This is a genomic window from Streptomyces sp. NPDC047108 (assembly GCF_040643575.1).
Classification (GTDB): Bacteria; Actinomycetota; Actinomycetes; order Streptomycetales; family Streptomycetaceae; genus Streptomyces.
This window is the reverse complement of record NZ_JBEYUP010000013.1, coordinates 135,196-160,742: the sequence shown is the minus strand read 5'-3', so window position 1 is coordinate 160,742 and position 25,547 is coordinate 135,196. Positions and strand designations below refer to the sequence as shown.

Annotated in this window: 22 protein-coding genes; 10 read left to right on the top strand and 12 right to left on the bottom strand. The window is 68.7% G+C overall.

Going from position 1 to position 25,547, the window contains the following annotated elements:
• Positions 1-453: 453 nt before the first annotated feature.
• The 3 genes from ABZ822_RS23725 to ABZ822_RS23715 are packed head-to-tail and all read right to left on the bottom strand — an operon-like array spanning position 454 to position 4,012.
• Entirely contained in the window at positions 454-2,802 is a 2,349-nt protein-coding gene (locus tag ABZ822_RS23725) for an FtsX-like permease family protein (RefSeq protein ID WP_360857622.1), read from the bottom strand.
• Positions 2,799-3,491, bottom strand: coding sequence for an ABC transporter ATP-binding protein (locus ABZ822_RS23720; protein ID WP_360857619.1), 693 nt, complete (start codon positions 3,489-3,491; stop codon positions 2,799-2,801). The genes ABZ822_RS23725 and ABZ822_RS23720 overlap by 4 nt, the downstream gene beginning before the upstream one ends.
• Positions 3,488-4,012: a PadR family transcriptional regulator gene (locus ABZ822_RS23715; RefSeq protein ID WP_360857616.1), complete on the bottom strand. Its 525-nt coding sequence runs from the start codon at positions 4,010-4,012 to the stop codon at positions 3,488-3,490. The genes ABZ822_RS23720 and ABZ822_RS23715 overlap by 4 nt, the downstream gene beginning before the upstream one ends.
• A gap of 413 nt (positions 4,013-4,425) precedes the next feature.
• Here ABZ822_RS23715 and ABZ822_RS23710 point away from each other — a divergent pair, with 413 nt between their 5' ends.
• The 5 genes from ABZ822_RS23710 to ABZ822_RS23690 all read left to right on the top strand — a co-directional run bounded on the left by ABZ822_RS23710 (position 4,426) and on the right by ABZ822_RS23690 (position 8,896).
• The gene (locus ABZ822_RS23710; protein WP_360857613.1) at positions 4,426-4,635 is read left to right on the top strand and encodes a glycosyltransferase; all 210 of its coding nucleotides are present in this window, start codon (positions 4,426-4,428) and stop codon (positions 4,633-4,635) included.
• On the top strand, positions 4,632-5,246 hold the full coding sequence (locus ABZ822_RS23705) for a CDP-alcohol phosphatidyltransferase family protein (protein WP_360857610.1): 615 nt from the start codon (positions 4,632-4,634) through the stop codon (positions 5,244-5,246). Before ABZ822_RS23710 ends, ABZ822_RS23705 begins: the two co-directional genes overlap by 4 nt.
• Entirely contained in the window at positions 5,243-6,091 is an 849-nt protein-coding gene (locus tag ABZ822_RS23700; RefSeq protein WP_360857607.1) for a phosphatidate cytidylyltransferase, read from the top strand. The genes ABZ822_RS23705 and ABZ822_RS23700 overlap by 4 nt, the downstream gene beginning before the upstream one ends.
• The gene (locus ABZ822_RS23695; protein WP_360857604.1) at positions 6,088-7,362 is read left to right on the top strand and encodes a lysophospholipid acyltransferase family protein; all 1,275 of its coding nucleotides are present in this window, start codon (positions 6,088-6,090) and stop codon (positions 7,360-7,362) included. The genes ABZ822_RS23700 and ABZ822_RS23695 overlap by 4 nt, the downstream gene beginning before the upstream one ends.
• A gap of 109 nt (positions 7,363-7,471) precedes the next feature.
• Positions 7,472-8,896 (top strand): MFS transporter, encoded by a 1,425-nt coding sequence (locus ABZ822_RS23690; RefSeq protein WP_360857601.1) that lies wholly within the window; start codon positions 7,472-7,474, stop codon positions 8,894-8,896.
• A 256-nt stretch (positions 8,897-9,152) separates the two neighbouring features.
• Here the strand turns inward: ABZ822_RS23690 and ABZ822_RS23685 are convergent, their stop codons facing one another.
• Positions 9,153-10,139, bottom strand: a complete 987-nt coding sequence (locus tag ABZ822_RS23685; protein ID WP_360857598.1) for a threonine/serine dehydratase — start codon at positions 10,137-10,139, stop codon at positions 9,153-9,155.
• A gap of 138 nt (positions 10,140-10,277) precedes the next feature.
• Between ABZ822_RS23685 and ABZ822_RS23680 the strand changes: the two genes are divergently transcribed.
• Entirely contained in the window at positions 10,278-10,790 is a 513-nt protein-coding gene (locus ABZ822_RS23680; protein WP_360857595.1) for a CGNR zinc finger domain-containing protein, read from the top strand.
• A 141-nt stretch (positions 10,791-10,931) separates the two neighbouring features.
• On the opposite strand, the gene ABZ822_RS23675 is transcribed toward ABZ822_RS23680, so the two are convergent.
• The 3 genes from ABZ822_RS23675 to ABZ822_RS23665 all read right to left on the bottom strand — a co-directional run bounded on the left by ABZ822_RS23675 (position 10,932) and on the right by ABZ822_RS23665 (position 14,754).
• A complete protein-coding gene (locus ABZ822_RS23675; RefSeq protein WP_360857592.1) occupies positions 10,932-12,962 on the bottom strand; it encodes a hypothetical protein in 2,031 nt (676 codons plus the stop codon).
• Between the two features lie 40 nt (positions 12,963-13,002).
• Entirely contained in the window at positions 13,003-14,244 is a 1,242-nt protein-coding gene (locus ABZ822_RS23670) for a carboxylate--amine ligase (RefSeq protein ID WP_360857589.1), read from the bottom strand.
• Between the two features lie 186 nt (positions 14,245-14,430).
• A complete protein-coding gene (locus tag ABZ822_RS23665) occupies positions 14,431-14,754 on the bottom strand; it encodes a WhiB family transcriptional regulator (protein ID WP_360857586.1) in 324 nt (107 codons plus the stop codon).
• 353 nt (positions 14,755-15,107) lie between these two features.
• Here ABZ822_RS23665 and ABZ822_RS23660 point away from each other — a divergent pair, with 353 nt between their 5' ends.
• Complete coding sequence (locus ABZ822_RS23660; protein ID WP_360857583.1) at positions 15,108-15,497, top strand: nuclear transport factor 2 family protein; 390 nt, start codon at positions 15,108-15,110, stop codon at positions 15,495-15,497.
• A 279-nt stretch (positions 15,498-15,776) separates the two neighbouring features.
• Here ABZ822_RS23660 and ABZ822_RS23655 read toward each other — a convergent pair whose 3' ends face one another.
• From ABZ822_RS23655 to ABZ822_RS23635, 5 genes are all read right to left on the bottom strand, one after another.
• Entirely contained in the window at positions 15,777-16,262 is a 486-nt protein-coding gene (locus ABZ822_RS23655) for a VOC family protein (protein WP_360857580.1), read from the bottom strand.
• A gap of 289 nt (positions 16,263-16,551) precedes the next feature.
• Positions 16,552-16,806: a zinc ribbon domain-containing protein gene (locus ABZ822_RS23650; protein ID WP_360857577.1), complete on the bottom strand. Its 255-nt coding sequence runs from the start codon at positions 16,804-16,806 to the stop codon at positions 16,552-16,554.
• Positions 16,807-16,829: 23 nt separating this feature from the next.
• Entirely contained in the window at positions 16,830-17,399 is a 570-nt protein-coding gene (locus tag ABZ822_RS23645; protein ID WP_360857574.1) for a TetR/AcrR family transcriptional regulator, read from the bottom strand.
• 411 nt (positions 17,400-17,810) lie between these two features.
• Positions 17,811-18,653 (bottom strand): alpha/beta hydrolase, encoded by an 843-nt coding sequence (locus ABZ822_RS23640; protein WP_360857571.1) that lies wholly within the window; start codon positions 18,651-18,653, stop codon positions 17,811-17,813.
• A gap of 483 nt (positions 18,654-19,136) precedes the next feature.
• A complete protein-coding gene (locus ABZ822_RS23635) occupies positions 19,137-20,621 on the bottom strand; it encodes an amidase (protein ID WP_360857568.1) in 1,485 nt (494 codons plus the stop codon).
• Between the two features lie 635 nt (positions 20,622-21,256).
• Between ABZ822_RS23635 and ABZ822_RS23630 the strand changes: the two genes are divergently transcribed.
• The 3 genes from ABZ822_RS23630 (at position 21,257) to ABZ822_RS23620 (ending at position 25,374) form a co-directional block, all read left to right on the top strand.
• Positions 21,257-21,601: a VOC family protein gene (locus ABZ822_RS23630; RefSeq protein WP_360857565.1), complete on the top strand. Its 345-nt coding sequence runs from the start codon at positions 21,257-21,259 to the stop codon at positions 21,599-21,601.
• A gap of 351 nt (positions 21,602-21,952) precedes the next feature.
• A complete protein-coding gene (locus tag ABZ822_RS23625) occupies positions 21,953-23,104 on the top strand; it encodes a M48 family metallopeptidase (RefSeq protein WP_360857562.1) in 1,152 nt (383 codons plus the stop codon).
• A gap of 632 nt (positions 23,105-23,736) precedes the next feature.
• The gene (locus ABZ822_RS23620) at positions 23,737-25,374 is read left to right on the top strand and encodes a hypothetical protein (protein WP_360857559.1); all 1,638 of its coding nucleotides are present in this window, start codon (positions 23,737-23,739) and stop codon (positions 25,372-25,374) included.
• The last annotated feature ends 173 nt before the right edge of the window (positions 25,375-25,547 follow it).

The window sequence follows — 25,547 nt, the reverse complement described above, 5'->3', positions numbered from 1 at the left end:
CGACGCCCCGATGCAGTCTCCCGCAGCATCACCTGCACTCCCCCGCCGAGGGTCGCCAAAGGCCTCGGGGATGTCTTGCTCCGGACTTCCCGAGAGCCTGGTGTCAGCTTGCTTCGACGGCCGGGCTGGGCTCGGCGGCCCCCAGGCGGGCGGGGGTTGCCCTGTTCTGCGCCTGACGTATCGAAAAGGTTCGCAGGGGATCTGCGCGCCGGACCATCGGCTGTTCTTCACGAGACGGCGGTATCCGATGGCAAGCGCCGCCAGGCCGACGAAGGCGAGGAGTACGGCAGGCTCCCGGCCGACGCCGTCCGATGGTGTGCTCGCCTCGGCTGCGGATCCCGCTGTGCGCCGAGGTTGCCTTGACGGTGACTGTGCTGATGCCGACCGGGCGCCTGCGTGCAGGAGTGGGCTCCTCCTGGCAGGAGGAGCCCACTTCGGGGGATCTGTCAGGGGCTATTCCGTGCGCAGGCCTTCCGGGCGCATCATCCGCAGCAGCGGCGGCAGACTGAGCAGCGTGACCACCCCGACCACGGCCGCGCCCACGCCGGTCATGGTCAGGACGCTCGCCCAGTCCATGGCCACCGGGGTACGGGTCATCTTCAGCAGCACCGAGCCGAGGGTTATACCCACCGTTGTGGCCAGTGCGAGGCCGAGTCCGACCGGTAGGGCCGTCTGCCACAGCACCGACAGGCTCAGCGTGCGGCGCCGGGTGCCGAAGGCGACCAGCGCGGAGAGCAGCTTCCTGCGTTCGCGCAGCTGCTCCAGCTGGGAGACCAGCAGACTCGCGCCGATCAGTGCCAGCACGAAGAAGGAGCCGACGAACAGGCCTGTGCGGATGGAGGTGTACTTGGCGTCCTCCTGGGTCGACGACCAGCCGTAGGTGCTTGCCAGGGGGTCGATCCGGGCGACGGCGTTGCGTATGTACTCCCGTGACTCCGGCACCGACGGGTCCAGGCGCAGATAGACCCCGTCCGAGAACAACGCGGGCGCGGCCTTGGCGGGCAGGGCGGCAGGGGTGACCAGCAGGCTGTTGGAGTCCTGCACTGCGTCCTCGCGTGCGTCCACCACGCGCACGTTCGCCGGGACGGTCCAGGGCGCCTCGACGCCGCGTTCGGCGGCGTCGCCGTAGGACGGGTCGACGTACAGCTGCCGGCCGGGCTTCACCAGGGCGATTTCGGCGGCGTTGCTGGGAGAGACGTAGTGGCTTCTGGTTCGCGTGACGAAAACGTCGCCGTCCTTGCAGGAGGGAAGGGTGGCGAGTTCGCGCAGGGCGGTGCAGCTGCCCACGGTCAGGCCGTTGCTGTTCTCCGGGTCGCGACGCGCGTCCCCGTACTCCGAGACGGCCAGGGCCACTGCGGCCCGTACCCCCTTGGTGCCGGTGAAGTCGCGCTCGACACCGGGCAGCGGCTTGCGGTCGCTGAATTCGACCTGCATCTGGACCCGGCTGGGGTCCTTGCCGGTGGCCTTGGTGTACTGGGCTTGCGTCCCTGTGAACAGCATCTGCAGGGCGATGGCCCCGGCGACCGCGACGGCGATGCCGTTGACCATGCGTGCGGCTGTTCCGCTGCTCAGCTGCAGTCGTCGTACCGCGAGCTGCCAGGACAGCGCGCCCTTGCCGAGGCGGACGACGGCCGCTTCCACGGCCCAGGGGAGCAGCGCGGTGATGCCGATCAGCAGCAGCAGTACGCCGCCGATGACGAGGTACTGGTTGAAGTCGCCGTTCTTGCGGCCCTTGCCGATCAGCGGGTAGAGCATCGCGAGGCCGGCCAGTGGCGGCACCAGCCGCCACCACAGCCGGCGGCGGCGCTGCTTGGCCGCGCGTACGACGCCGAGCGGTTCCACCACCACGCCGCGCATCGCGAGCAGTGTGACGAGTACGGCCGAGACCGGGATCGCCACGGCGACGAGCGCGGCGAGCGCGGGGGTGGGGTCGAGGTAGCTGGGCCAGACGCTCACGCCCAGCAACTCGGTGGAGCCCAGCGTCTGTCGGCCGAAGAGGAAGAAGGCGGTGCCGATGACCAGGCCGAGCACGGATCCGGCGAGTGCTTCGCCCGCTGCGAACCGCCGGGTCATGTGGCGGTCCGAGCCCACCAGGCGCAGCGCGGCCAGCCGGCGGTCGCGGCGCTCGCCGCCGAAGCGGACGGCGGCGGCGATGAACACGGCGACCGGTGTCAGCAGCGCCACGAACACGACCAGGACCATGAGCAGCAGTACCGGGTCGGTCTTCTGAGGTGTCTCGTCCGGCTTGCCGTATTCGGCCAGCCGGTGCACCGGGGAGGAGTCGGTGATTTTCAGCCCTGAGGCGCCCGCGTAGTAGGCCAGTTCGTGGGAGCCGATGAGTCCGCTCTCGCCGATGGTGCCGGTGATCTTGTAGGGCAGCCGCTTCCGCAGCAGCTTGGCGTCGTCCGAGGCGAGCAGGTCCCCCAGCGCGGGAGAGACCACCATCTCGCCCTTGCCCGGGAAGCTGTCGACCCCCGGGGGCAACGGTGCCTGCTTGCCCTCGGGCTCGAGGAGCCGGCCGCGGATGTCGTCGTCGTGCCAGGCGGTGTCGGTGGCGGCGATGAGGAAGGTGTCGTCCGCCTTCGGCGGGGCCTTCTCGGAGAAGGTGTTGTCGTAGCGGGCGTCCTCCACCTCGGTGCGGGCGGCGAACACGTTGGGCAGTGCGGTGCACAGCAGGAGCAGTGCCACGCCGAGGCCGACACCGACTGCGGTGAGCGTCATCCGGACCCAGCCCTCACGTCCGCCGGTGACGGTGAAACGGGCCCCCATGGCCAGGTCTCTGGCCCACTGACGAGGACTCATACGGCGCGCTCCATTTCGCGGGACTTGCCGTCGCGGACGGCGATCTCGCGGTCGGAGTAGGCGGCCACGCGTGTCTCGTGGGTGACGAGGACGACGGCGGCGTTGGTCGCGCGGGCCGCTTCGGTCAGCAGTTCCATCACGCGTTCGCCGTTGACGGAGTCCAGCGCGCCGGTGGGTTCGTCGGCGAACAGCAGGCGCGGTCCTGTGACCAGCGCACGGGCCACGGCGACGCGCTGGCCCTGGCCGCCGGAGACCTCGCCGGGACGCTTGGCCCCCAGGTCGTCGACCTCCAGGCGCTCCATCCAGCCGAGCGCGGTCCGCACGGCGTCCTTGCGGGAGGAGCCGTTCAGCCGCAACGGCAGGGCGACGTTCTCCGCACAGGTCAGCTCCGGCACCAACTGACCGAACTGGAACACGAATCCGAACTCGGAGCGGCGCAGCGCGCTGCGCTGGGCATCGTTCATCTTCGTCAGTTCACGCCCGTTGTAGGTGATCGACCCGGAGTCGGGCGGCACGATCCCCGCGAGGCAGTGCAGCAGCGTGGACTTGCCGGACCCGGAGGGGCCCATGACGGCGACGACCTCGCCGGGGTGTATGGAGAACTCGGCGCCGTCCAGCGCGTGGGTCGGGCCGTACGCCTTGCGCAGGTCGTGCGCGGCGAGCAGGGAATCGGGGGGTGACGTGGTCATGGGGTCACAGCCTTACGGAGGTTGTCGAGTCTGGCGGTGGTCAGCTCCAGCCAGCGCAGGTCGGCTTCCAGGTGGAACAGGGCGTGGTCGCAGATCAGTTGGTCGGCCAGGTCGCCCTGGCGCTTGCGGTCGGTGAGGATCCGCATGCTGCGCAGATGCTCGGAGCGCTGGGTGTCGAGGATCCCGGTGGCGTCGCGCCGGGTGAGCAGGGCGAGGACGACCTTGGTGTAGAGGGTGGACTGGAGGTACTCCTCCGGCTTCTGCGGGGTCGTCAGCCACCGCTGTACGTCGGTGATGCCTGCGTCGGTGATCGCGTAGCGCTTACGCTCGGGACCGCCGCCCGCCTCGATCCCGTCGACCTCGACGAGACCGTTCTTCAGCAGCCGGGACATCGTCGAGTAGACCTGGCCGTAGTGCAGCGGCCGGTCGTGGCCGAACTTCTCGTCGAAAGCCCGCTTGAGGTCGTAGCCGTGGCGCGGGCCGGCCTCCAGGAGCCCTAAAAGGGTGTGACCGATGGACATGACCCGTGACTATACACGCCGCGTATACACGCCATGTATACGCGGCGTGTGCACTCCAAGCGTGCAGGTCCTGACGAGCCACACGACAGGCCCCCGGCCAGCGGACACGCACCACCAGCACCCCTCGATCGGGCCGCCGCCTTCCGCGCCCCGGCCTGAGTGCCCGACGCGACACCGGACCGCCTCGCCATGCCGGACGACTGAGTCCGGCTGAAGCGACACCCGTACCGCGCCGTGCAGTCACTTGACGGACTCGCGGAGCCGGATCCCCGCAGCACAATCCGAGGCAAATGGCGGCGGTGACCACGTCATCCGCGTCACCCGCGTCATCGCAGTGCACCACGGACCGAGCGTCCCGCCGTACGCATCGCACACGCCCGGTCCGGAACCACAACTCGGCAGGAGGATTCGCCATGTCGAACCACATCCTGATGCTCAACATCCCGGCCTGGGGTCACATGCGACCCGCCCTGGCGGTGACGGAGGAGTTGGTTCGCAGGGGCCACCGCGTCAGCTTTCTCTCGCCGCGGGGCTTCGAAGAGGCCATCCGGGCGTCCGGCGCCACCCCCGCGCCCCTCGACTCCGCGCCCCTCGACTCCGCGCCCGTAAGCGTCCGACCGTGAAGGGGCTGTACGCGCTCAAACCGTGGTTCACCCGCCGATTGGCAGTGCTGCAGCGGCGGTTGCTTCGGGGCGGTGTTTCTCCCGATGTGGTCACTTTCGCCGGAATACTGTGCGCGGGGGCCGCTGCGATATCCCTTGCCATGTTGCCCGCCCCTTGGGCCGTCCTACCCGTTGTGGTATTTCTGACGGCGCGGTTGGCCTGCGCAAATCTTGACGGCTCCATTGCCAGGGCATCAGGAAAGCAGACACGCCTGGGCTCGGTCCTCAATGAAGTCGGTGATCGAGCCGCGGATCTCGTGATGATTCTCGGCCTTCTGCCGCACACATCGCTTCCGCTCGTTCTCGGTGCCATGCTGGCCGGTTCCGCACCGTCATGGATCTCCATCGCCGGGGCGGCAGCCGGGGTGCGGAGAATCAACGGCGGCCCGATGGGGAAGACCGAACGCAGCCTCGTCATCGCGGTCGCCGCGGCGACCGGTTGGTATGCGCCCGCCGCCGTAGTGGTGGTTGCCGGTTCCGTACTGACGGCCGGGCTGCGGCTGTTCCAGGTGGGGGCCTTGTGCAACGGCCGTGTCGGTGAGGGTCGCGATGCCGTGGGCGGCCGGTCATGATCCCCTCTGCAGTTCCGCTGTCGCCGGAGATGGCGCGTGCCGTCCCCTTCCTCGCCGGGACGCTCATGGTGAGCGGCTTCGTCCTTGTCTTCGTCCACAACGCCGAACTGCGCCGCCGCTGGCGGACCTGGTGCGTCACTGCCCTGATCCTCTGCGGGACACTGGCCTTCGGCCCGCCCGGAGCCGTCCTGCTCGCGGCCGGGCTCGGCGTGGTGGGATCCGTGGAGTACGCGCGCATGGTGGGCCTGCGCTCCGCCGACGGTGCCGTGCTCCTCTGCGCCGGGGTACTCCTGCCGCTCGGCGCCTGGCTGCGCCCCGGGCTGCTCACCCTGCCCATGGCCGGGGCCCTGTTCTGCGCGGCCGTACTACCGCCTCTGCTCGGCCAGGACCTCACCCAGGGTGCCGCCCGTGCGGCCAGGACGGCCTTCGGTCTCCTCTGGCTGCCCGTCGCCCTCACCGGACTGGTGTCCCTGGAGGAGACCGCCATCGCGATCTGCGTCAGCGTGGCTTTCGCCGATGTGGGCGGCTGGTGTGGAGGGCGGACACTGGGGCGCTCCGGCCCCCTGAGCCTGCCCCTGTCCGGCCTCTCACCCGCCAAGACCTGGGGCGGAGTTGTGGGTTCAGGCGCCCTGTCCGCTTTGGCGCTGGGCGTCATGGACGCCTGGACCCCGCTGCGGTGGCTGGCCGTGCTCTGCGGCTGCGTACTGGGTGACCTGCTCGAGTCCATGATCAAGCGAGGCGCGGGGGTGAAGGACGCGGGCCGCTGGCTGCCCGGGTTCGGGGGGCTCCTGGACCGCATCGACTCCCTTCTCGTCACCCTTCTCCTGTTGGGAGCCATGCCATGACGAAGCATGCGGCAACCGGACGGTTGACCACGGTGAGGCGTTCGGGGGGCTTGGTGCGGCCCGAGCGGTCCACCACGCGCGGAGCGGAGACCGCCGGGCGGAGCGCACGACCCGCGGTGCGGCTACTGGTCGCTGCGTGGCTCCGCCGGCGGTTCTGGCGGACCTTCCTCGTCCTCACCGGCGGTATCACGGTCAACGGGAAGCTGCCGCGCGGCGGTTGTGTGGTGGTGGCCAACCACTCCTCGCACACGGACACGGCGGCGCTCCTCGCCGCACTTGACGCGGCCCACGCCCCCCGGGTGGCGGCCGCCGCCGACTACTGGTTCCGGAACGGGATGCGCCGCATGGTGTGTTCGGTCCTGGCCGCCGCCTTTCCCGTGCGCCGCCACGGCGGCGGCTACCGCGACCTCCAGGACGTCGCCGGTCCCCTGCTGCGGGCCGGACACGCGGTCGTCGTGTTTCCCGAAGGCACCCGGGGAGACGGCCAGGTCCGCAGGTTCCACCGGGGTGCCGTCGAACTGGCCGCCACGAACCATGTGCCGGTGGTCCCCGTCGCCCTGTCCGGCACCTTCGAACTGCTGCCCAAGGGAGGACGGCTGCGTCCGCACGCAGTCCAGGTGCGCGTGGGGCGGCCACTCGCGGATGCCGACGCCGGCACCGCTCGCAGGGAGGTCCTCGCGCTCCTGGCCGAGTGCCGGTCTCGCGACAGCCGGATCCGGCGTCGGGCGGCCCGGCTGGCGGTCTCCGGATGGGGCCTGGGTCTGGTCGGCGCCTGGTCCTTCGCCGAAGCGCTGAGCTGGCCGTTGCTGCCGGAGGTCGCGCTGGCCGTCCTGTGTGTCGCCGCGCCGAGGGCGGGGGCGCGGCTCACCGCGGGCGCCGCAGCGGCGAGCGTCGTCGGCGGTCTGGTCGCGCTCGCCCTGTACTCCGCGACCCAAGTCGGCCTGCCCCAGCCGCTGACCACCCCACGCATGCACACCGCGGCGCGGCAGGAGATCCGGCAGGAGGGCGCCGCCGCCGTACGGCACCAGCCCGCCAGCGGCATCCCCTACAAGGTGTACGCGGCCGAGGCGGGGCGCGCCGGGGTCCCCGCGGGCGACTGGGTGCTGCGCTCCGCTCTCGCTCGCGGTCAGCGCATCGTCGTCGTCGGCCTGGTGCTCACGTTGATCGGGGTGCTCACCCAGCGCTGGCGGCGTTTCTTCCCGCAGTACCTGATCTTCCTGGGTGTGGCCTTCACCGCACTGTTCGCCCTGGTCATCCGTATGTGGAGCTGACCCCTACCCGGGCGGGCCGGTCGCCGCGCCCGTGTCGTGGGCCTTGCAGACGGGGCCCGCAGCCCGCCGAAAGCCGATAGCCGATAGCCGTGTGAGGAGTCGCTCTCCGATGTCCACTCAGCCTGTCCCGGAAGCAGCGGCGCCGGTCGACCGCTCCGCGTCCGTCCCGCAAGGGGAGGCCCGCCGCATCCTGGCCCTGACCAGCCTCGGCGTGTTCATCGTCTTCCTCGACACCACGATCGTGAACGTCGCCTTCGACACGATCAGCCACAGCTTCGACGCCGGCATCGCCCGCCTCGTGTGGGTCCTCAACGGCTACACCCTGGTCTTCGCGGCGTTCCTGATCCCGGCCGGGCAACTGGCCGACACCTACGGTCCCAAGCGTCTCTTCCAGATCGGTCTCGTCGGCTTCGCGCTCAGCAGCGCCCTGTGCGGGCTCGCTCCCGGCCTCGGCGTCCTCATCGCGGCGCGAGCCGCCCAAGGCGTCTTCGGCGCCGTCATCGTCCCGGCATCACTCGCGCTCCTCCTGCCGGCCTTCCCCCGTGAGCGCCGGGCCACGGCGATCAGCACCTGGGGCGCCATGGCGGCCGTCGCCACCGCGATCGGACCGACCCTGGGCGCGCTCCTGGTCGAATACATCACCTGGCGCTGGGTCTTCCTGGTGAATGTCCCCATCTGTCTGCTCACCGCGGCCTGGGGCGCACGCCTGCTGACCGAGACCCGCAACATCCGCAGCAGAGGCTTCCCCGACCCCCTCGGCGTCGCCATGAGCGCCGCCGCGCCCGCTCTGCTCAGCTTCGCCGTCATCTACGGTCCGCGCCTGGGGTGGGGCGATCCGCGCGTCCTGGCCGCCGCCGTAGCCGGTGTCGTCCTCATCCCCGCACTGATCCGCCGGTCGCGGCACGCCTCACGGCCGGCCCTCGATCTGAGCCTGTTCCGGATCCGCAACTTCCAGGCGTCCAACATCGCCACACTGATCTTCTCCGTGGCCTTCTTCGCCGTCCTGCTCTCCAGCCTGCTGTTCCTGCAGAACGTCTGGCACTACTCCGTGCTGAAGTCCGCACTGGCCGTCAGCCCCAGCGCTCTCGTCACCGCGCTCGTGGCCCCCTCAGCCGGCCGGCTGGCCGAGCGATTCGGCTACCGCGTGGTCTTCGTGACCGGCGCCCTCTTCTACGCCACCGGCGCCGCCGTTCTCGCCCTGCGCACCGGCTCCTCACCGCATTGGGCCGCGCACTGGCTGCCCACCCTCGTACTCAACGGCATCGGGGTCGGCCTGGCCCTCTCCACCCTCAACAGCGCCGCCGCGAAAGCGCTGCCACCCGAACGCTTCGGTGTCGGCATCGCCATCAACAACAGCTTCCGGCAACTCGGCGCCCTCCTCGGCGTCAGCCTGTTCGTGGCCGTCCTCGGAACTCCCGCCAGCGACACCATCCTGGGCGGCTACCACCGGGTCTGGTGGGTACTGTCCACCGTCCCCGTGATCAGCGCCGTGGCCTATCTCGCCACCCACCGCGAATCGGCTGCCACCGGATGACGCCGGACGTGACACCTCCCTGGGCTCCCGCTCTCCAGGGAGCCGCGGGGCGCAGACGGCACCGGCTCGGCTGAACTGGGTACAGGGACTGCCCAACAGGCGGTGCGGACCGGCGAGCCGATCGCGGGGGCGGGCACCGCCGGATCCTCGCGGTCCGAATCAGTGCGTCGGAGACTTCCCGGGGCGGCCGCGGCCGCGCACGAAGACCCTCACCCGCCGTGGGCACGGCACCAGGCCCGGGTCCCGAGCCGGCAGGTCAAGCCGTGATTCCGTGCGCGAGCAGGTCCGCCAGCAGTGCGGGGTCGATGTTGCCGCCGCTGATCACGCAGGCGTGCACGCGGCCGGGCGGCAGGGCGTTCTGCTGGTACAGATAGGCCGCCAACGCGACGGCGCCGGACGGCTCGGCGATCAGGTGCCCCTGCATGGCGAGTACCGCCACCGCGGCCCGGATGTCGGCTTCGCGGACCGTGATGATGTCGTCCACGTAGGCCTGGATGTGGTCGAAGGGCAGTACGCCCAGGGAGCTGATGCGCAGACCGTCGGCGATCGTCCGGCCCGTCTCGGCGGCCGGCCAGCTGACTCGCTCTCCGCGGTGGAGACTCTCCCGGGCGTCCGCGGCCAGTTCCGGTTCCACGCCGATGACCCGGACCCCGGGCCCGGAGAGCTTCACCGCCGCCGCGACACCGGAGATCAGACCGCCACCGCTGACCGGCACCAGGACCGTGTCCAACTCCAGCCCCAGCGCCGCGGCGTCCTCAGCGATCTCCAGGCCGACGGTGCCCTGCCCTGCAATGACGTAGGGGTCATCGAACGGGGGCACCACCACATGTCGCCGCTCCTCCGCCAGTTCCCCGGTGACCCTCTCGCGGTCCTCGGGCGCTACGAGCACGACCTCAGCTCCCTGCGCGCGAGTCGCCTCGATCTTCACCGCCGGCGCCGTGTCCGGCATGACCACCGTCGCCGTGACGCCCAGCATCCGCGCCGCACAGGCCAGTGCCTGCCCGTGGTTGCCGCTGGACTGGGCGATCACTCCCCGGGCACGCTCATGAGGCGACAGCGCGGACAGGCGGTTGTAGGCACCGCGGATCTTGAAAGCACCCGTGCGTTGCAGGTTCTCGGGCTTCAGCACGAGCGACCGCTCGCCGTCCGAGGCCCACGCACAGGGCAGCAACGGCGTACGCACCGCAACGCCCTGGATCCTCCTCCGGGCCTCACGAAGGTCTTCAAGGGTCACACGAGACATGCGTTGCTCCAGGTAGGGCCGTCAGGAGAATCCGGTGCGCCTGCGACCCGCCACTCCCCCGGAACGGACACACCTCCGGTGACGCTGTCCCGTCCGGCAGCTTGCGCGACGCACGGTCAACCCTGATGTCATGGCCTTATGCAGTTCAACCATTACGGCGTCGAAGCCGCGCTGCTGGCGGCCGGGCTCGTCAATCTGCCCGCCCCGTTCACGCCCGACACGCTGAAACCCCTGCTCGACGACCATCACGTGGTGGCCTCGCACCTGAACCAACCGCAGGCGGCCGCCGTGGAAGCCTGGAGCGAACACCTCGCCCCCTGCTTCGGCCCGCAGTCCCTCGCAGCCCGCTGCCGCGCCGTCAACTCGCTCCTGGCCGCAGGCTGCACACCGCCTCACATCTCCCTGCACGACGGTCATCCGCACCTGCACTACGACGCCCCGGACGCCGATGCCGCAGCCCGTATCCAGGCACGAACCGCCGGCGGTCTCGCCTCCATCGTGTGCGGGTCCGGCGCCGACCGCCTCGGGCGCTGCCGCCGCTGCAACCTGGCCTTCGTCGACACCTCACGCAACGGACGACGCGCCTACTGCACCGTCCGCTGCGCGAACAACGCCGCGGTGGCGCGCCACCGCGACCGCAACCGCCCCTGAGTGTGCGGTTCGGGGAGGTCGATGACCGGGACGTCGCCGAGGGTCATGCGACCCAGTCCGTACAGGGACGCGTTCAGAGCGCTGGTCGAGGTCGGGCGTACGGGGACGATCTCCGCCTCGAGCCCCGGCTCTCCACCTGGGTCACAAGCTCGTGGGCCTGTCGAGGGCTTGCAGCGTCCCCGCGGGGAGCCGGTCGTTGCCCCAGCTGCGCTCGATGTAGCCGATGATCCGCGCGACGTCTTCGGCGGGCACCCGCTCCGGTTCGCCGCGCTCCAGCGGATCGGCGTGGAAGATGTAGAGCCGCGAGGCGAACTGGTCGAACGGCAGTGAGGCCTCGCCGAACCGCTCGCCGTTGCCGGCGGTGGAGACGACGACGCCGTCGCCCCAGTCCTGGCCGCTGTCGTTGTTCGGGTTGAAGAAATACACCCGCATGACGTCCTGTGGGTCCGGCGCGGTCCGCAGGATCGTGATCGCGTGCCAGCCGACGTATCGGGCCGCGCTGTCCGTGACGGCGACACCGGCCGGCTGCGGATGGATCAGCGGCTGATCGCCGTTGTAGGACGGGTGGTAACCGGCGTGGAACTGCCGCAGGAAGTCATCGAGGTCGACCAGGTTTCCCGTCGCGACGTCGACGTTGATGTGGAACCCACGAGCCGCCCACCAGCCGTGGAACTCCGGGTTGACCCACCGGTGCGGGTCCCCTGGCCGCGCTGCGCAGCGCCGTCCCATCTCGGCGTAGATCCGGTCCAGGTGCGGTACTACGAGCAGCGACACGGGGTCCAGGTCCATCGGCAGCGTGCTCGCGAGTCCGGTCGCGCTGTCCTTCGAGGAGATCGGCCGGCCCTCGAAGTGCATGAGGATCTCGTCGTCGCGGGCCGCCCAGACGACCACTTGCAGCAGGTAGTCCGGGTCGTTGTACGACCACATCGACAGCGCGCGGGCCGACTGGCAGGTGGGGTTGTCGCCCTGTCCGACCCCGAGCGGCTGGCCCAGCATCGAGAGCACCCCCGCGACGAGCCGCGCCTCCGGTCCCGGCACATCCCCGAAAACCGTCGTCAACCGCTCCCGCGCGGCCGGGGAGAGCTCGAGTGCCAGCTGGCGCCACAGCGCGGGCACCACCGGCGGCTCGTACAGGATGCCGCGGTCGAGCAGCAGCGCCAGCCCGTAGATGCTCTGCGCGGTCTGCGGGTGCACGGCCACCTCGATCAGCCGGTGTACCAGTTGGCTGTAGCGCAGCAGGCAGTTCCGGCCGGTGTCGGACAGCCCGAGGGCCTCACCGAGGAGGTAGTCGCTCTCGTGGAGGAGGAACCGGAGCAGTTCGGCGTGGTACGGCGACACCAGGCCGGTGTCGTGCATCGCCCGCGCGAACCCTGTCGCCTCGTACTGCAGCCCGACGGTGTCCATCGCCTCGAGTCGGGAGCGGAAGACGTCGATGCCCGGGTCGTCCCGGCATGCCTCGGTGGTCCCGAACAGGCTCGTGATGAGCCGGTCGATGCCCTGCCCTGACGATACGCCGAGCGCGACGTCGGGGTCGGCGCGGTAGGTCGCGATCCGGGTGATCAGGGCCTGCACGGCTTCGACCTGGATCGGACGCTGGCGCAGGATCCGCCAGATCTCGTCGACCAGGTTGTCCATCACGCTGTCGTAGCCGATCTCGTCGACGAGGTGGCGGAACAGGTCCCGGACGAGCTGTGCGGTCCGGCCCTGCTGGGTCCGCTCCGCCTCGCTGGGCGCGGTGAACAGCAACTCCAGGTTCGTTGCCAGTACTTGGGACAAGAACTGGCGGGCGTCCTCGGCGGGCAGCGTCGGGTGCGCGAAGTCGCCGCGGACGACGGCGAGCATCCGCAGCTCGCTGGTCGCCTCCATGACCACGGTGTCCGCGTCTGCGCTGTGCAGGCTCGGGCCGACCAGCGACGGGATGAGGATCTCCGGTGACGCCCAGTCCGTCTCCCGGAAAAGTCCGGCTTCCTCAAGGGCCTGCGCCCTGGCCTGGACCGCCGCGGCGCCGCCCGGCTGCATGAGCACCCGCCGCAGTGCTTCCAGGACCCGCCGCAGCTTCGTGTGCTTGCCGAAGTCGCGGGTTTCGGCCATGGCCTGGATGGCGTCGTCGAGTGAGGTCACGCGCTTGTCCAGCGTCGTGACCTCACCGCTGGCGTCGGCGGTCGGTTTCAAAGGGTCTTCCTCGGGTTGGTCTCCTGCGTCCGCGGGGTCGTCAGACGTAGAAGTCGAGCTCTTCCTGTTTCTTCAACAGGTCGCGCATCCGGTAGGGGTCTTCACCGAAGAAGTACACCAGACCCCAGTGGGTGCCGAACGCGGTCCTCTTGGTGACCGTCTCCTCGAGCGGGGTCGAGAGGTCGTGCGACTCGTAGTAGTCGTCGTCCTCGGTCTCCTCCGGGATCTCCAGGTGGCTGACGACGCGGCGACGCGGGTAGACACCGAAGCAGCCGGCGACCCCGGACGCGTCGACGACCTCGCGCGGGAAGAAGGCGTCGATCTCCTCCTCGGTCGTCTTCGGGTCGAAGGCCAGCACGAGGGCATGGTAGGCGTTGAACCCGTACGCCCGCTCGAGCAGCTCGAACACCTTGAAGCCCGGCGGCCGGTAGGCCACCTCGCCGAAGTACATCTCGCCGTCACTGGTGACGAAATACTCCGGGTGCACGAAGCCGAACTCGATGTCGAACGTCTTGATGAGCTTCTCGATCTGCGCCGTGATCTGCGGGCGGTACCGCTCCAGTTCCGGGGTCGCCGGCACGAACACCGAATATCCCAAAGTGACGTATTCGGAGATGTTGAGGAACTTGATCTTCCCGTTGTGCACCCACGCCTCGACCGCGAACTCCCAGCCATCGAGGTGCGATTCCATGAGAACCGGGAACTCCTCGTCCGGAATCGTGTCGACCTCGTCCGGGGTACGGATGACGCGGTGCCCGAGGCACCCTGCCTTGTCGAACGCCTTGAGATGGATCGGGTCGTTCGGGTCACCGTCCAGCTTGAGCAGGGTCTGATTGACGCGCTTGAGGAAGCGGATCACGTCGTCCCGGTCGTGGGCTTCCTCGAAGATCCCGACCCGGATGCCGCCGAGTTGCGCGCGGCGCTTCATCAGTGCCTTGTCCCGGAGCAGCAGGGACTGGCCGTACAGACGCGGATTGTCCAGCAGAAGGGAATTGATGGCCCCTGCCCATTCGACCGTTTCCTCGAACAGCGGGATCGCGACGTCGACGCCCATCTTCTGCAGAGTCTCGGCGATCTCCATGGAGCGGTCGTTGAGCCGTTCGAAATCCCACAGCACGTACGGGATGTCGTGCTCGACGCAGTACTTCTCGGCCCACTCCGGCGCCACGACCACGTATCGCCGGTCGAACCGGTCGAGGGCTTCCACCGCATTGAGACTCCAGCCAAGAAGCGCTACATAGCCTTTGTCCGGGTTCCTTGTGGCCGGTTCGCCCTGTGTCATGGACCGTTTCTCCTTCGGAGCGTGCGCTCATCGACGGCGTGGCTGGCACGACCGGGCATGGCTGGCACGACCGTACCCGGCGCATACCCGGCGATCTGCCGCGCACGCACCTCACTCCCGCGCGCAAGGATGAAGGCGGCACGTTCGCGCGGCCACGCCTCCCGTGTTCTCTGAGCCGCGCGGGATTCAGCCCGCCGCGGAGGCCGGGGCGGGCTCCGCCGCGCGGGGGTGGGCCTTCCCGTGTTCTGCCCGTGCCGTGTCCAGCAGCCGCCGCCAGGACGACACCGTGGGCCGCCGGCGCAGCAGAGCCCGCCGCTCACGCTCGGTCATGCCACCCCAGACACCGAACTCGATGCGATGGTCGAGGGCGTACGCAAGGCACTCGGTACGCACGGGGCAACCTACGCAGGTGGCCTTGGCCCGGTTCTGTTGCGCGCCCTCCACGAACAGCTCGTCCGGATCCGTCGTCCGGCAGATGGCTCGTTCGCTCCAGTCGGATTCGCCGTGCACGTCGTGGTCGCCTCTCCCAACTCATGCTGCTCGACGCGGATTGCGGCGTACGCAGCGTTCGGGGTGGAACGGTACGAGCAGGTACCGGAGGGGAGGAAGCCCCTGGCACGCATGACCACCCCATCGAGTTGCCCGGCGGAATCTCCAGTGTGTGGGCGGAGGGCAGCTTGTCCCCCGGCTTCAGCTCGGCGATCTCTTGCTCAAGGTCTCGGCGAGCTGGTCGTAGAGCCGGCTGTCCTCGATGGTCCTGGGCGGCGCAGAGCGTGTTGAAGTGTGGTGGGAGGGGAGGGAGCGCGGGACCTGCGCAGACTGATCGTTCCTGGTTTGTCGGTGGGGGCTGTCAGGATGCGGTCATGGAGCCTTCGGAGATCGTTGAGGCATTGTGGGCGCGCATCGAGGCCCGGGACTGGGACGGGGTGGGTGAGTTGCTTGCCGCGGACCTGGTGGTCGAGTGGCCTGTCAGCGGCGAGCGGATCGTGGGACGGGCGAACTACGTCCGGATCAACGCCGAGTATCCGGAGGGGTGGTCGATCCGCGTGCTGAGAGTCGTCGCCGACGGCGATCAAGTGGTTTCCGAGGTGGAAGTTCCGCACGAAACGATGGGTGTGCATCGCGTCGCCTCGTTCTGGACGGTGCGCAAAGGCGGCATCAAGGCTGCCCGGGAGTACTGGACCGAGCTGGGATCAGATCCATCGCCCCATTGGCGGGCTGACCTCGTCGAGCCGTTGCGGCAAGCTGACTGATGTCCGCGGGCCGGCTGACCGTCAGAGGGAACGGCCCGGTGGATCGCCCAGGTCGGGCACATCACGCTGAAGGCGTGCGAGCAGGACGACGTCGCGGCTGGTGACCGTGGGGCGGGCGCAGAGGTGTCCTACGAACGCTGAGGCCAGGCTGAGCGAAGCGCCAGCCGGCGTCACCGGCGTAGGACGAGTGCAAGTGGGTGAAAGTCCCCATGGGGTGATGGGGTGTCGACTCCCCCACTTCGCTGCGGATGCCCCGGGGCCGGCAGATGTCCCCGTGCCTCAGGAGCCGCTTTCTCCCTCGGGTTGGCCAGGGTCGGCCCCGAAGTCGGGCAGAGTCAGCGAGCCATCCGCGGCGAGGGGAAAGCCCGGATTGTGGGCAACCTCCCAGACGTGCCCGTCCGGGTCGGTGAACGCGCTGGAGTAGAACCCGATGGCATTGACGGCGGCTGGTTTGGTGATGCTTCCACCAGCCACCTCCACCGCTGCGAGCAGATCGTCCACTTCGGCCCGCGAACGGACGTTGTGGGCCAGGACGATGCCGCCGAACCCCACGGCGTCCGGGCCGCCCCGCCCCGACGATCCGGGCGGCAGGCCGCAGTCCGCGGCCAGGAGGTCGCGGTCCCACAACACCAGGGCGAGGCCGCCGGCCTGGAAGAAAACGGTTCGCTCCACCTCCTGTCCCCGCCAGCCCAGTGCCTCGTAGAAGCGCCGGGCACGGGAGAGGTCGCGGACGCCGAGGGTGACGAGGGTGATGCGCTGTTCCATACGGTTCACCGTAGAGGCCGCGCGGCCCCGATTCGTTGTTGAAGGGAAGCCACGCCGCAGATGGACAGGAGCAGTCGTCTCCTGACGGTCAGGCAGCGGGGGCGAGCAGAACAACTACGAGATGGACCACCCAGGACGCGGCGCCTCTTGAGGACGATGCGCGCGCAAGGCCCTCACCGCTGACACCCTTCACCCCCACGACAACCACCCGGCACCCACGCGGGATGATGAGCAGAGCAGTGGCCGCCCCCTCCTGGGGGGGGACAGGACACGGTCGTTGCCGCCAGGGTCAGCGATCGCTCCAGGCAGGCTGCTTGGTCAGCATCTGCGCGGCCGTGTCGCGAGCCACTTGCTCCTGCAGGCCCTGGGTGTGCTGGAGGAACCCGGCGAAGCCGGCCAGGACTTCGTCGTAGCTCTTCATACGGCCGTCTTCGTGTGCGCAGTGGCGGCAGTAGTCCTTCGACGGGTCAGCTGCCGCGTGCTCCTCGACGGTGCGCATGGGCATCCCGCAGCTGATGCAGGTTCGGGTGTCGTGCCGGGACATGGCGTGTCTCCCTTTGGTCGGTTTCAGGTATGCAGCAGGGTCATGAAGTGCTCGATCAGCGTCGGGCCGTGGACGGCGATGACGGATCCTTCAGGGGCGAACAGGTCTTTGTTGATCATGTAGTGGTGCACCAAGCCGATCCAGGTGTTGAACACCAGATGCGCGGGGAGCGTCCGGATCCGGCCCTGCGACGCTTCGGCCTCGGCTGCGGCGCACAGGTAGGAGGCGACCGCGGACTGCAGTCCCACCCAGGTGGCGCGGAAATCCTTCGGCATCGAAGGCGTCTCGACCACCAGCTGCCGGTAGGCGCCCTCGTACTCCTCAAGGCACCGCAGATGCGCTTCAAGGACTCTCCGGAGTCCACTGCCCGAGCCGGCCAGCTCATGAAGACGGTCAGTGATCTCCCGGCCGATGTGCCCGGCCACCGCCAGGACAAGGTCCTCCCGTGAAGGGAAATGCGCGAAGACGGTGCCGTGCGACACCTCGGCAGCCCTCGCAACATCCACCGTGCGGGTCTGCGCAAAGCCCTGCTCACCCACAAGCCGGACGGCCTGGGTGATCAAGCGGCGCCTTGTGGCTTCCTTCTGCTCCACGCGACTCGACATCATCCTCCTCACTGAGTTCTGACTCACTGAGTTGTAACTCAATGAGACTGGCGTCGTCAAGCGTCTCCAGAGCGAGCGATGGATGAGCAAGCCTCGGCACCGACCGCGTCGTCCCACTTCGCTGAAGCCTGGAACCGGCGCCTCACAGCGGACGACGCACGCCGCCAGACCTACGCCAACGGCCTCGGAACCGGACGCTCGCTCGTCGCGGTGGCCGTGAAGACCAACCGGCCGAAGGCAGGGGCCACTACAGGGCTGACACAACTGACGGTGGCTCAGCTCTCGTCCCTTGTGACCGAGCGCGCCACTTGGCCGTTTCGAGCGTTCCGTCGACTGCTCCTACAACGGCGCTCGGCCCTCTGTAAGGGGTGACCCGTACTTGAAGAGCCCTCGCGTTCTCTACCCGAGCGTGAGCATCGCCTCGGCGACTTCGCCGACCGCCGCATCGGGGATCGCAGTGGCGGCCTCCTTGAGGACGAGCAGCCGCGCCCCGGGGATCTCGCGCGCGATCGCCTCGCCGTTGCCAACGGGAAAGAACCGGTCGCGGTGGCCGTGGACGACGAGCGTGGGGACCTCGATCTCGGGCAGGCGCTCGCGCCAGCGGGGTGTGCAGTCGATCCTGGCGAACACCATGCCCATCTGGTTGGCCATCTGGACCGCGGGTGCGGTGCCGGGCGTGCGGTCCCAGATGCGCGCAGCGATCTCGCGCGCGACGGCGGGGTCGTCGCCGCGGATCTCCGCGCCGCCGGCGGCGAACTCCGCAACCGCCTCGCGGTCGGTCCAGTCGGGCATCGGACGCGCGAACAGCCGGCGCATGGTCGCCTGGTCATGGTCGGGGAGGTCGTCGTCAGGCGGGCCAGGCGCAACCGCGCGGGTGCCCACCAGGGTCAGCGCCGAGAACGCGCCCGCATGGTCGAGCACGGCCACCTGGGCGACCATTCCACCGACGCCGATCCCCGCGAGGTGCGCAGGCCCTCCGCCGAGCGCGGCGGCAAGGGCCGCCGCGTCGGCGGCGAGGTCGCGCAGGGTGTAGGCGGGCGCCTCCGGGTCACTCGTGCTCGACTCCCCGCTGTCGCGCAGGTCGTAGCGCACCACGCGTCGTCCGCCGGCAGCGAGAGCCTCGCACAGCGCGTCGGGCCAGGAGAGCATCGTCGTCCCACCCGCGAGCAGGACCAGTGGCGCGTCGTCATCACCGAACGACTCGACACCCATGGCAATCCCATTGGCATTGACCGTGGTCATCAGATCACCCCAGAACGTCGTCGTAGGTCAGGTGCGTCCCGGACGATGTCCGGGTCACCCTCCGCTGCACCAGCGTGCGCGGCGCTTCGCCGGTCAACGGTGTCGTCCCGGTACCCAGCACCAGGGTGCGCGATGTACGGCGTCAGCACCTCGACCAACCCGGCCGCCTCGAGCGCCGAACCGACCATGGCGCCACCCGATGAGGACGACGTCGAGGTCCTGCCGCTGCCCGGGCGGGGGCCGGGCCCGGTGACGAAGCCGCCCGGGGAGACCGAGATGCCGGCGATGGTGCGAGTCATACAAGGGAAGACCCGGTCCGCTGCCCAAACTCATCCCTCACACAGCAAACGTGTGCCGGACACGAACCCGACAGCACGACACCCGAACGGCATGCCGGACGTACAGCGGACAGCCAGATCCGGAGAAGCCGCCGTAGACGGGGCTGCCCCAGACGTGGGGAGGCGGCGCGTCGGCGATGATCTCCTAGGCCTCCGCGGGCTCAGTGGCACGGGTCAGCGTTGCCGCTGCCTGGAAGCCGCCGATCTTCTGCTCGAGCAGTTCGGCCAGCCTCAGGGGGGTGCGGTCCTCGAACATCGGACCAATGAGCTGCACTCCCACCGGCAGGCCTTCGGGGGACCGGCCCGCTGGAATGCCGGTGGCGGGTAGGCCGGGCATGGTGGCCAGACCGGCCCAGACGAGCTGGTCGAGGTACGGGTAGGCGACGCCATCGATGTCGATCCGGCGTTCCAGCAGATCGGGGTTGTGGTCGTGCGGGAACGCGGGGGTCGGCGTGATCGGACACACCACGGCATCGAACTCGGCGAACAGCTGCCGCCAGCCGTGGCGGTGGAGCTCGCGACGGTTGTTCGCCTCGATCCAGTCCCGGTGGCTGAACACCATGCCGCGCAGCCGCACCGCGTCGAGACTCTGGTCGTGTGCGCTCAGTCCGGCAGCGCGGTTTCGCAGTTGCTCGTACGCCTCGACGGGAGAGCGCGCAACGGAGCACGAGAACAGCAGCTGCGTGTAGAGCGTCGCGGCTTTGGTCAGATCGGGGAGCAGCGGACTGTTCCGTTCGACGCGGGCGCCGCCGTCGACCAGTGCGTCGGCCACCCGGTTCACGCCCGCTCGTACCGCGGACCCGGTCGGAATGAGCGGATGCTCTTCGAGGACCAGGACCCGGAAGTCGCGGAGCCGCTCGTGGCGCGCGGGCGGGAGCGTCACGTGGTGTGCCACGCCGGACGTCAGCAGGTCCGGTCCGGCCATGACGTCGAGCAGGAGCGTGAGGTCGCGAGCGGCGCGCGCCATCGGACCGACGACGGCGAGGTCGAGGTCGACCGGCAAAGCCGGCTCGGACGGCGGGACCATGCCGCGGGTTGCCGCCAGCCCGAGTGTCGGCTTGTGTGCGTAGACACCGCAGAATTGTGCGGGGGTGCGCAACGAACCGGCGATGTCGGAGCCGATGGACAGCGCTCCGAATCCGGAGGCCAGGGCCGCCGCTGATCCGCCGGAGGATCCCCCCGGCGTGCGGCCGTGATCCCACGGGTTGTTGGTGGTGCCGTAGATCTCGTTGAAGCTCTGCACATCTTGCAGACCCAAGGGCACATTGGTCTTACCGAGCACCACCGCGCCTGCGGACTTGAGCCGCGCCACCTGCACCGCGTCCTCTGCCGGTACGTAGTTCCGGTGGAGCGGCATGCCCCAGGTCGTGGGTAGCCCGGCGATGTTGTAGGACTCTTTGACCGTCACCGGAATGCCGAGCAGCGGCCGATCCTCACCGCGGGCGCGAGCCAGGTCGGCACTGCGCGCGGCGGCCCGTGCACGGTCGAAGTCCGGCACACAGATCGCGTTGATCGCCTTGTCGTCCCGCTCGATACGGTCGATCGCCTCGTCGGTCAGTTCCGCCGAGGTCACTTCGCTCGCGCGCAAAGCAGCCGCGAGTTCTTCGGCCGTCTGAAAACTCCACTCCATGAATCCGACCGTACCGACACATGGAGCAAGCCATGAAATGTCGCTTTACGCAACGGGGTTGGGTGTCTCAATACTCACCATCTTCCTCGTCGGCAACAGACAATTCGCAATGGCGAGGCGCGGCCAGGCTGTTCTTCGGCCTCGTCACCTCCCGGCTATTCGCCCGTGTCGATAGTGACCGTGCCTTAGTCGCCGCGTCGGCGCTCGAAGACCATGGAACCGGGGCCGGACGAAACGGTGCGTGAATTTTGCGGCCGGGGAGATCGGGGCCCGGTGCCGCGCATTGCCGCACCGCCATGAGGGAGCGGACAGAGTTCCGCGTCAGCCCAGCCGAGGACGCGGGAGTCGTTGCCCGCCGGGTCGGCCAGGACGACCCAGGAGACGTCAGCCTGTCCCACGTCGGACATGCCTCCGGCAGGGGCGCTCAGGCTTCAGGATGGCAACCGGGGAGTCGTGAGCTTGGGCCCATCACCATGAGCTCGGCCGCCATCGGGCTGCCTCCCGCGACTCAGGCGCACCGGCTGATGGGTGAGTTTCGGAGACGCGGCCGTCCGCTCTCCGTGCCTACTGTGGGATCACCCGCGGAAACGCAGGGCAACCGCAGCAGTTCTCTCAGATATAGGAGTGGATACGCCATGAGCAGTGGTATCAACACGGTCATCTACCACGTCGCCGACCTGGACCGGGCCAAGGCGCTTTTCGGCACGTTCCTCGGCGTCGAGCCGTCGACGGACTCGTCGTACTACGTCGGCTTCGAGTTCGACGGCCAGCAGATCGGACTCGTTCCTGACGCCAAGGAACGGGGCTTCACCGGCCCGGTCTGCTTCCGCGACGTGCCCGACATCGCCGCCGCTCACCAAGCCCTCCTCGCCGCCGGCGCCGAGTCCGACGAAGAGCCGCACGACGTCGGCGGCGGCCTGATGGTCTCCTCCGTCAAGGACGCGGACGGCAACGTCATCGGACTGCGCCAGCTGCCGTGACTGAGCGACCTTCCCCGCCGAGCCGTCTCCGGCCGTCCGCGAGACGGACCGACATCGATAGACGATGACAGTGGGCAGCAGGAGTGATCGCAGATTGAATGAACGCCGTCTGGAGTGCGACCGGGCGAGAGACCGGTCGCACCACTTCTAGAAGAAGTCCTGAATGCCCGCGTGGTCACGAATTCCCTTGAGGCAGGCATACTGCACGCTGTATGGCACGGATTCGGAAAGCGCCGCTGACTTTCTCGACGGTCGGTTCTTACCTGTGTTCAGTGATCAACCGGGGGAGATTCTATGCGAGGACCGAGGGTTTCCCCTGGGATAGAGGTAGCTACGCCCGACCGGGCGGGCTTGGCGACGGTTTCCGCCTATGGCGTCGCGTGTCTGGTGCATCTTCTGATGGCGGGGTCGTTGATCGGCGGTCTGCTGCTGGTCGTCCTCGGCTTGAAGACGGTGGTGCAGCCGCTGATCGGACTGATGTTGCTCGCACTAGCTGTCCTACTGCGGCCTCGTTTGGGCAGACTTGATCCCGACCTGCCCACGCTGAGGCGGGTGGACGCGCCGGTCCTGTACGGGCTGTTGGATGACATAGCCGATACGGCCGGGGTGCGGCGTCTCGATGCGGTGCAGGTCACCACGGACTTTGCCGTACGGGTCTCCAGTTACGGCATCCGGCGCAGGCGGCGGCTGGAGCTCGGCCTCCCCCTCTGGCTGACCTTTGCACCGCAGCAGCGGGTCGCTGCTATCGCGCATGAATGTGGGCATTTCGCTTCTCGTGATATCCGGCGTGGGGCCGTGGTCGGTATCGCCCTGGGTTCACTGGCCGGCGGGGCGGAACTGATGGAGCCAGGGCACGTCACGGCGAAGTCGGCCGTCCCCAACCCCCTGCTCTTCCAGCATGCCGACAAGATGGCTGAGTACATGGTTCGCTTCAATGCCCGTGGGAAGCTGGGGACTTGGGCCCTGGCCATTCCAGGACTGGCGGTGAAGGGCACGGCCTGGCTGCTGGTCCGGCTCACGCTGCCGGGAGCGCGACGCGCGGAGTTCGACGCGGATGCCGTGGCCGCCCGAATAGGCTCCACCCAGGCGGCTGTCTCCGCCCTACGTGACCGACAGCTCGCCGATGTCGTCAACGTCGAGATGAACCGACTGGCGATTGCCGCACATACTTTCAGCCGGACCCGTGCTGCGCAGAACACGGATCCGGACTTCTGGGCCAAGGTTGCCGCACACGTCGCAGCAATGCCCAACAGCGAACGGGAGAGGCTCCACAATGCCGAACCCACCAACGTGACAGCTGCAGACTCTGATTCATCAGCCAGCACAGCCAAGTTGCACGGCCTTCCATCCAACAGCCTGCGTGTTGCGCGTCTGTCCCTTGGGGCAGCACAGCCCGCTGAGGTCACCCTCGATGCGGCCAGGCTGGATGCCATCGAGGACGAACTCCGTGAATCGAAGCGCCGGCTGGCCCGCCAGGTCGTTCAGGACTGCGTCCACGCCTGAACCCGCAGATCGTCTTTTCCCACGAGATCGGCATCGAGCAGCCCGAACTGCGTGCCCTCGAGGCCCGGTGCGCCAGCTAGAAACGTGCTGCCGGAAGACTGACTGATCATCGATGATGTTTGCAGTCAACGTCGAAGTCACCCAGGCTGCGGCATGCAGGCGACCTGTTCGAGGACAACTCCCGGACCATCATGCGCATCGCAGCTCAGCTGGACGCCGGGCGGCGGCCCCAGGGCGTGTCCCGATCGCGTGACGTCGGCCTGGGCGGTCTTCAGCGGGTGCTGGCCACGCGTCCCCCATCAGCGGGCCGATCACTCCATAACGGTCACCTCAGCGCCGCAGCATCACAGCGCACAGGAATGCTCTTCGGGCTGAACGTTCACATGCCAGGCAGACGACACACGCGACTCAGCAGCCGTCCTCCAGGCGACACCAAGGGCCCGCCGCCGCAGCGGGGCCCGCCGCTTACGTTTCGGTCATGACGAGCAAGGCAGCCATTGACCCGGCCTTCGGCTATCCGGGGCAATACCTGCCGCCGCTCCATGTCCCTCAACTGCTCGGGTCGTTGGGTGTACCGAGCGAAATACCCTTTCCGGAGCCCGTCGGCTGGAGGCGTGATGAACCGCGGAACAATGAGAGCAGCAGCCATTGCGATCGCCACGGCAGGGGGCTTGGTGTCCATGGCCTGTGGCCCGGCAGTCGCCGACGATCCACGGGCCACCGCCGACGGCGGCAGTTCCACCACAGGCAGCCTCTTTCAGCAGAACGCCGCCCAGAACGGCCGCCAGAACAACAACTGCTCCAGCGTCAACGAAGCCGACTCTGCTCTTGACCTTGCTGGTGGGAGACTTCGTGGGCGTTGCGTCACAACGGACGGCTCGCTCAACAAATTCTCCGAAGTTCACACCGGATCCGCAGATGCCATGGGTGGCAGCAGGCTCGACGGTTCCCTGACTCAGCAGAACGTCGCGCAGCGTGGTCGGCAGAACAACAACTGTGCCAACCCCAACGATGTCGACGATCCCGTCGACGGCATCATTGGGTCCCGGCTCGTGAGCCAGTGCACGGATGAGGACGTTTCGTTCAGCGAGCACACCTACACCAGGGGCAGGGGGGCCACCGCCCAGGGCGGGGCGGGCTCTCGAGAAGATCAGAACATCGCCCAGACCGGGCGGCAGAACAACAACTGCGCCAACCCCAACCTTCTGTTCTTCGACACCTTCGACAGCAGCCGGCTGGAGGCGCGCTGCGGGAACAAGGACCGTTCCGCGAGCAAGCACGCCTGGGTCGACAGCGGCGGTGCCCGGGCCGAAGGAGGGTCGACAGCCGGAGGGATTCGTCAGCAGAACATCGCTCAGGAAGGCCGGCAGAACAACAACTGTGGCGACGCCCAGTCTCCCTTCATCATCGCCTCGGGAAGCCGACTCGAGGGACGCTGCGGAAACACGGACGGATCCATCAACACACACACCCGGGACAGTGGTGACGGCGCGGAGGCAAGCGGTGGCTCGGCGAGTAGTGAAGCAATTGGGTCTCTGAGTCAGCAGAACATCGCTCAGGAGGGACGGCAGAACAACAACTGCGCGTCGCCCAACGTGACCGATTTCGGCATCGAATCGTTCGGTGGGAGCCGTAGTAGCGGCGGCTGCGCCAACACGGACCTCTCCCTCCGGAAGGAAACCAGGCACCATGGCGGAGGCGCCGTGGCCGAAGGCGGATCCGGGGATGCCGATATCGACCAGCAGAACATCGCGCAAGAGGGACGGCAGAACAACAACTGCGCCAACCCCAACAGTGTGGGAATCGACGCGGCGGGCAGTGCGGTGAACGGACACTGCAGCAACAAGGACCTCTCCTACGCCCGCCAAACGTGGTCCAAGGGCGGCGGTTCGCAGGCCCTGGGTGGCTCAAGCGGACTCGAGGTCGACCAGGACCAGCAGAACATCGCCCAGTCCGGGCGGCAGAACAACAACTGCGCCAACCCCAATGAGGGCGATGTGACACTGACCGGCGGGCGAGCCGAGACCCGATGCGGCACCCTCGACCGTTCCGCAACCGTCCGCTCCACAGAGATCGGCGGCCGCGCCACCGCGGAAGGCGGCTCCAGCACCGGCGGGTCCCTCTTCCAGCAGAACACCGCCCAGGACGGCCGCCAGAGCAACAACTGCGGCAACCCCAACAACCTCGACCTCACACTCTCCGGAGGACGCGCGAGCACCCAGTGCCAGGCCGTCGATGCTTCCCGAAGCACCGGCAGCATCTACCGGTAGCCACAAGGGGCGCTGAACCCCAGGCGGCCGCGGCCGCGCCGGCTTCGATTTGGAGGCCGGCCCCACCCTCCACCACAGCGAGCCCGGGGGTCTGGCGATCTACCGCACCGACTCCGGCGAGGCCCACCGCTTCATCGGCTTCGCCACAGACGTGGAAGGCGGCGTTTGCCATC